Here is a 6262-nt window from a genome sequence, read left to right on the forward strand (position 1 = left end):
AGATGCTGACCGCATCCAGGTCGGGCAGCGCCAGCAGCTCGTGGAAATCCGTAAAGCAGCGCGCCCCGGTCCGGGATCCCAGCGCGCGCAGGACCTGCGGGTCGCGGTCGCAGATGCCGACCAGCCTGGCCGACGGATGCGCCGCATGGATGGCGGCATGGCGCGCGCCGAAGAAGCCCAGGCCGATCACGCCGACCCTGAGAACGGCACTCATCGTTCCCCCTCCGGTATGGCCCAGCCCCGGAAGTCGTCGATGAAGGCGGCAAGCTCACCGGCGGAAGCGTCGAAGAAGGCGCTGCCCCCCTCGGCGGTGCCGAGCGCCGGATCGCCAAGCGTGCCGGTGGGCGAGAGGTCGGCGAAGTCGTGATAGGTGCGCACTGGCGAGCCGCCCAACAGATCGGTCGTGAGGTAGCGTGAGCCCGGGTCCGGATAGGTGGTGGACGCCTCCTCCATCCGCACCAGTTCCGGGCGCAGGTGCAGCATCATCGCGGTCTCGAACTCGCAGGCATGGCCCATCCCGCCCGGCCGGGAACGGCGCAGGCGGGCGATCGCGTCCCGGGCGAGCTGGAAGTAGGTAAGCGCCGCGATTCGGGCCCGGCCATGGTGCCGGTGGCCGAGCGTGGCGGCCAGCACGTCGATCACGCCGCCATTGCCGCCGTGGCCGTTGACGATCAGCACCCGCCGGAAGCCGTGTGCCACCATCGAGCCCACCACGTCCTCGGCCAGCGCCATCAGCGTCTCAGCGCGCAACGTGATGCTGCCGGCAAAGCCCATGTGATGGGCGGAGAAGCCGTACCAAGGTGGCGGCAGCACCACGACCGGCCCGCTTGAGCGCTCTGCGGCGGCCAGCGCCAAGCCGTGCGCCAGGATCGTGTCGGTGCCGAGCGGCATGTGCCGGCCGTGTTGCTCGACCGAGCCCAGCGGCAGGACCAGCACGGTGGCGTCGCGGTCGAGTGCCGCCACGTCGGGTGCGGTCAGTTCCTCCAAGCGCATCTCGCCTCCTGCCCGGATGCCGGCACCCCTCCGGCACCGTCCAGCCGACGCAGCATGACAAATCCGGTTGTCACTGGTCGGGATTGGTCGGTAGGGTTTCGTCGGGTAGCTCCGATGTCAACGACCAATTGGTCGCCGGCGCCGGGACAGGGTGCTGGCCGGGAGGTAAGAACGATGAAGCGCAGGACAGTGCTCGCCGCCGCCACGCTGCTCGCCGGCAGCTTCATGGCCCAGCCGAGCCAGGCCCAGGACGTCACGCTGGAATTCGTGGTCTGGAACTACTCGCTGGAAACCATCCAGGACAATATCCGGCAGTTTGAGGCGGCCAATCCCGGCATCAAGGTCAACCTGACCGACTATACCTGGCCGGACTACCAAGACAGCCTGATCCTGCGCATCCGCGGCAACACGCCGACCGACGTGGTTTATGGCGGTCAGGATTGGTTGCCGGCCTGGGGCTCCGCCGGCTTCATCGCACCCCTGGAAGACGTGGCGCCCAAGGAGGAGATCGAGGCGCTGGCGGCCGACATCGCCGGCTTTGCCCGCACCGACGTCACCTATGACGGCAAGATCTACGGCCTGCCCTACTACGCCGACACGATCTCGTTCATCTACAACAAGAAGATCCTGGCGGATGCCGGCATCCCCGTGCCGACCACCTGGGAGGAGGTCACGGCCGCGGCCGAGAAGCTCAAGGCGGGCGGCATGGATAAGCCGATCGTCTACGAGTACAACCAGGAACTGCCGAACTTCTACGACGCCTTCGTGGCGCAGGCCTATGGCCGGGGTGCGGAGCTGTTCGACACGGAGCTGAACCCGCTGTTCGCCGACCCGGGCAACGGTGCGTACCAGCAGCTCACCTGGCTGGCGGATGCCTGGTCCAAGGGACTAGTGCAGGCGGAGACCCACGAATCCAAGATCATCCCGGCGATGAACACCGGGCAGCATGCCTTCACGATCGTCTATACTTACGTGCTGGCGGCGCTGAACAACGTGGCCGACCAGCCGCGTGCCGGCGAGTTCGCCCTGGCCCCGATGCCGGGTGCCACCCACTCCACGCTCGGCTTCGCCAAGTCCTACGTGATCACCAGACAGGCGGCGGATGACCCGGAGCGCGCGGCGGCCGCCTGGAAGCTCGTCAACTTCATGGCCGGCAAGCCCTACACGGTCGCCAAGCGCTGGGCGGTGGAAAAGGGCCTGGGCTTCGGCCAGCTGCCTCTGTTCCAGGACCAGGACGTGATCGAGGCCTGGGGCAAGTGGGCCGACGTGAAGGAGCTGGGTGCCCAGGCGGAGCGAGCACGTGCCGGCACCTATACCGAGTTCAGCTCGGTCTGGTCGGCCTATTTCCGGCCACTGCTCGCCAAGGCGATGGTCGGCGAGGCCAACGTCGAGCAGACCATGAAGGACGGGGCGGAGCGGTGGAACCAGCTCAAGGAGCAGTTCGCCAGCCGCTGACCGGCCTGCTGTCTCCATGTGGGAGATCCGCCGCTTTCCCGTGCTCTGGCTGCTCCCGGCACTGCTGCCGGTGGCGCTGATGACGCTCTACCCGGTGGCATATGCGCTGTGGACCAGCCTGCATTCGGTGATGCTGCTGTTCCCGGGCGAGCCGTTCGTCGGCCTCGACAACTATGCGCGGGTCATCCAGAGCAACTACTTCCAGGACGCGCTGGCTAATTCGCTGGCCTTCACGGCGGCGGCGGCGCCCCTGGTGGTGGTGCTGGGCACGCTGATGGCACTCTTCCTGCGCCGCCGCTTCTTCGGCGTGCAGGTGGTGCGCTCGATCGTGCTGCTGCCCTGGGTGCTGCCGGGGGCGATCAGCGCCGTCCTGTGGATCTGGGTGTTCCATCCGAGCTTCGGCGTGCTGAACGGGCTGCTGCGCAACCTGCACCTGATCGAGGGCTCAATCGGCTGGCTGACCTCGCCGCGCCTGGCCTTCGTCTCGGTGGTGGTCGCTCATGTCTGGACGCAGATCCCGTTCACCGTGGTGCTGGTGATGGCAGCACTCGCCGCGATCAACCCGGAAACGCTGGAAGCGGCCGCCATCGACTGCAAGAGCTCGTGGCGGCGCTTCTGGTACGTGATCTTTCCCGAGATCAAGGCGATGATCGTGGTGCTGATCGTCTACAACGCACTCACCGCGTTCACGAGCTACGACCTGGTCTATGCCATGACCGGTGGCGGCCCCGGCACGGCCACGACCCTCCTCTCCTTCCAGATCTGGCGGGAAAGCTTCTCCATGTATGATTTCGGTGCCGGCTCCGCGGTGGCCTTCATCGTGGTGCTGATCTCGGCCGTGCTGATCCTGGCGATCACCCGCGCGCTGCCGTCCGACCTGTTCGGGAGCGAGTGACGGTGGCGGGCCGGGCGAACCCCTGGACGACCGGCCTGTTCGCGGCCCTGATCCTGCTGTTCACCGGCGGGCCGGTCCTCTTGTCCCTCCTGGGCAGCCTGATCCCCGACCGGGTGCTGCTCGACCAGGGCAGCAGCCTGTTCGCCGAGGGGCTGAACTTCGACGGCTACCGCTACGTGTTCACCGGCGAGCTGCCGCGCGCCTACCAGGCGGAGAACGCCAACCGGGCGATGATCTCGGATGCCGCGCGGCAGGTGCCGGCGAGCCTGATCAACAGCGGGATCATCGCGCTCTCCGCGATGGTTCTGAACATCCTCCTGGGTGCGCCCGCCGCCTTTCTGTTCGCCCGCTACCTGTTCCCGGGCAAGAAACTGTCCTTCCTGTTCCTGATCCTGAGCCCGCTCGTGCCGGCCGTGGCGCTGGTCACGCCCATCTACATCATGCTCCAGTCCATGGGCCTGCTCGGCACCCGCACCGGCATCATCCTGGTGCACACGGCCCGGGCCCTGCCGTTCACCGTGCTGATCCTCTCGGTGTTCTTCCGCAAGATGCCAGCCGAACTGTTCGAGGCAGCCACGCTGGACCATTGCAGCCGTTTCCAGGCCTTCTGGCGGATCGCCCTGCCGCTGGCGCTGCCATCGATCGGCGCCACCGGCCTGTTCGCCTTCATGCTCTCCTATTCCGAGTACATGTTCGCGATGGTGCTCTCGGGCGATGCGGGGGCGCGGCCGGTCTCGGTGGTAATGGCGGCACTGGCACGCAACACCGATGTGTCGTGGAGCCTGCTCAACACCGCCATCTTCATCGCGATCGTGCCTACGCTCGTGCTGGTGGTGCTGGTCTGGCGGTTCGTGGTCGAGGGGCTGCTCAGCGGCTCGGTCAAGGGATGACGTAGCGGTGGCATCGGTCGAGCTCAGGAACGTCACCAAGCGCTTTGGCGCCTTCACCGCGGTGCAGGGGGTCGACCTGTCGATCCGAGACCGCGAGCTGGTCGTGTTCGTGGGTCCCTCGGGCTGCGGCAAGTCCACTCTCTTGCGCATGATCGCTGGCCTGGAGTCGATCAGTGCGGGCGAGCTGCTGATCGGTGGGCGCCCCGCCAACCAGGTGGCCGCGGCCAACCGCGGCATCGCCATGGTGTTCCAGTCCTACGCGCTCTACCCGCACATGACCGTGCGGGAGAACATGGGTTTTGCCCTGCGCATGCTCGGCACGGACCGGGGAGAGATCGAGCGGCGGGTGCGGGCGGCGGCCGCAACGCTCCAGCTGGAAGGTCTGCTCGACCGCCGACCGAAGGAGCTCTCGGGCGGGCAGCGCCAGCGGGTCGCGATCGGCCGGGCGATCACCCGCGAGCCGGACGTGTTCCTGTTCGACGAGCCGCTCTCCAACCTCGATGCCGGCCTGCGTGCGCAGATGCGGGTCGAGATCGCCCGGCTGCACCGCCAGCTCGACACCACCATGATCTACGTGACCCACGATCAGGTCGAAGCGATGACTCTGGCCGAGCGGATCGTGGTGCTCAACGGCGGCCGGATCGAGCAGCAGGGGGCACCGCTGGAACTCTACGAGCGCCCCGCCAACCGCTTCGTCGCGGGCTTCCTGGGCCAGCCGCGCATGAATTTCGTGCCGCTGGGCGGCACTGGCGGCCAGGTGGCGCCGTGGCTGGAACTCCTGGCACCGCCGGGGCGGGCCGCCACGCTGGGTGTGCGGCCAGACGGGTTCGAGATTCACGCAGCACCCTCGGCCGGCACGGTGCCGGCGGAGGTCGTGCTGGTCGAGCAACTTGGCAATGTCAGCCTGATCCACCTGCGCATCGACGGCCTCCCCGACCTCCTGACCGTCGAACAGCGGGACAAGTCCGACCTCCGGTCTGGCGACACCGTGCAGCTTCAGCCGCAGCCGCGCCGGAGCCATGTCTTCGACAACTCGGGCGCGCGCATCGACTGGTCATGACACCTGATCAGGGCGTGATGACGTGGCGGATGGTCCGGCCAGACGCCAGCAGGTCGAAGCCTTCGTTGATGTCGGCGAGGCTGCCCCGGCTGGTCAGCAGGCGATCGACCGGCAGGCGGCCGGCACGGTAGAGCGCCACGAACCGCGGAATGTCGCGGCTGGGGATGCAGCTTCCGACATAGCTGCCACGCAGCGTGCGCTCCTCGGCGACCAGGCGGACGGGGGAGAGCGGGAAGCGGGCGGCCGGATTGGCGAGGCCGGCCGTGGTGGTGACGCCGCCGCGGCGCGTGAGCTCGAAGGCCAGCTCCAGGGCCCTGGCCGAGCCCGCCATCTCGAGCGCGTGGTCGACGCCACCGCCACTCGCCGCGCGCACCGCCTCGACGACACCCGGATCGCCGGCGTCAAAGGCGTCAGTGGCGCCGAGGTCGCGGGCCAGGGTCAGCTTGTCCTGGGCAAGGTCGACCGCGATCACCTGCGCAGCGCCGGCGGCCAGGGCACCCAGCAGGGCGCTGAGCCCGACGCCGCCTAGGCCTACCACCGCCACCGTTTCGCCCGCCCGGATCCTGGCGGTGTTGACCACGGCGCCCACGCCGGTCAGCACTGCGCAGCCGAACAGGGCGGCGATCTCCAGGGGCAGGTCGCGGTCGACCTTGACCAGCGAGCGGCGCGACACGACCGCATGCTCGGCAAAGGCGGACACGCCGATATGGTGGTGCACCGGCTGGCCACCCAAAGAGAGGCGTCGCTCGCCCGACAGGAGGCTGCCCTGGCCGTTGGTAGCGTTGCCCGGCTCGCACAGGGCCGGGCGCCCCTCGCTGCAGCAGGTGCAGTGCCCGCAGGACGGCACGAACACCATGATCACGTGATCGCCCGGCACCAGGTCGTCGACCCCGGCGCCGCATCGCTCCACCACGCCCGACGCCTCGTGCCCCAGCACCATCGGCACAGGCCGGGGCCGGTCGCCGTTGA

7 protein-coding genes are annotated in these 6262 nt (G+C 68.4%); 4 read left to right on the top strand and 3 right to left on the bottom strand.

Annotated features, from left to right (window positions below):
• Window positions 1-214: Gfo/Idh/MocA family oxidoreductase (locus EQG76_RS07380; protein ID WP_159712004.1), on the bottom strand; the 214-nt coding region annotated here is incomplete at its 3' end.
• Window positions 211-993, bottom strand: a complete 783-nt coding sequence (locus EQG76_RS07385; protein ID WP_159712006.1) for a creatininase family protein — start codon at window positions 991-993, stop codon at window positions 211-213. The genes EQG76_RS07385 and EQG76_RS07380, both read right to left, overlap by 4 nt.
• 174 nt (window positions 994-1167) lie before the next feature.
• On the opposite strand from EQG76_RS07385, the gene EQG76_RS07390 reads away from it, so the two are divergent.
• Genes EQG76_RS07390 through EQG76_RS07405 form a run of 4 tightly spaced genes read left to right on the top strand, consistent with a single transcriptional unit; the run spans window position 1168 to window position 5293 of the window.
• A complete protein-coding gene (locus EQG76_RS07390; RefSeq protein WP_159712008.1) occupies window positions 1168-2448 on the top strand; it encodes an ABC transporter substrate-binding protein in 1281 nt (426 codons plus the stop codon).
• Between the two features lie 40 nt (window positions 2449-2488).
• Window positions 2489-3343: a carbohydrate ABC transporter permease gene (locus EQG76_RS07395; RefSeq protein WP_159712010.1), complete on the top strand. Its 855-nt coding sequence runs from the start codon at window positions 2489-2491 to the stop codon at window positions 3341-3343.
• Window positions 3344-3345: 2 nt separating this feature from the next.
• Window positions 3346-4233, top strand: coding sequence for a carbohydrate ABC transporter permease (locus EQG76_RS32080; protein ID WP_159712012.1), 888 nt, complete (start codon window positions 3346-3348; stop codon window positions 4231-4233).
• A gap of 7 nt (window positions 4234-4240) precedes the next feature.
• Window positions 4241-5293 (top strand): ABC transporter ATP-binding protein, encoded by a 1053-nt coding sequence (locus EQG76_RS07405; protein ID WP_255476488.1) that lies wholly within the window; start codon window positions 4241-4243, stop codon window positions 5291-5293.
• A 7-nt stretch (window positions 5294-5300) separates the two neighbouring features.
• On the opposite strand, the gene EQG76_RS07410 is transcribed toward EQG76_RS07405, so the two are convergent.
• Window positions 5301-6262, bottom strand: a 962-nt coding sequence (locus EQG76_RS07410) for a zinc-binding dehydrogenase (RefSeq protein WP_159712016.1), incomplete at its 5' end; no start/stop codon positions are given.

It is taken from the genome of Geminicoccus flavidas (genome assembly GCF_009806515.1).
Taxonomy (GTDB): domain Bacteria; phylum Pseudomonadota; class Alphaproteobacteria; order Geminicoccales; family Geminicoccaceae; genus Geminicoccus; species Geminicoccus flavidus.